The organism is Mesorhizobium sp. M5C.F.Ca.ET.164.01.1.1, from assembly GCF_004792125.1.
GTDB lineage: Bacteria > Pseudomonadota > Alphaproteobacteria > Rhizobiales > Rhizobiaceae > Mesorhizobium > Mesorhizobium wenxiniae.
Genome location: NZ_SRTG01000129.1, coordinates 1 through 420, shown reverse-complemented (window position 1 = coordinate 420; position 420 = coordinate 1). Strand labels below are relative to the sequence as shown.

At 62.1% G+C, this 420-nt stretch carries 1 protein-coding gene and 1 pseudogene; one reads left to right on the top strand and one right to left on the bottom strand.

All coding sequences use genetic code 11. From position 1 onward, the window contains the following. Positions 1 to 212, top strand: a pseudogene (locus EN807_RS32765) (amino acid ABC transporter substrate-binding protein); the annotation flags it as partial. Positions 213 to 232: 20 nt separating this feature from the next. Here the strand turns inward: EN807_RS32765 and EN807_RS36165 are convergent. Continuing rightward, the coding region (locus EN807_RS36165) for a hypothetical protein (protein WP_210240015.1) at positions 233 to 420 on the bottom strand (188 nt) is incomplete at its 5' end.

Here is a 420-nt window from a genome sequence, read left to right as displayed (position 1 = left end):
ATGCCGGCAAGGAGGAGTTCGCCAAGGCGCTCGGCCTGATCAAGGATGGCAAGCCGATCCGTTACGAAGGCGTCATCGGCCCTGTCGCCTTCGACCAGTTCGGCGACATCACCGGCCCGTTCCGGCTGTGGAAGATCGTCGACGGCAAGGTGACCACCGACGGTGAAATGACCAGCGACGATGTCAACGCCCTGCAGGCCAAGCTTCGGTGAGCTGGACAGTACTTCCGGCATCAACCGCGTTTCTTCGCGATTGATGCCGGCATCGCCTGGCCAATATCGCTTGCACGGCGCGCCATCACGAATAGGATCGGCCGGCTGCAATTGAAGGATGCGAGCGTGTTGGACAAGGGTACCCATCGGGCCGTCCGGTCGGTGTATCCGGATGACGCGTTTTGCCACACGGGCGCCTGAGCCCGAT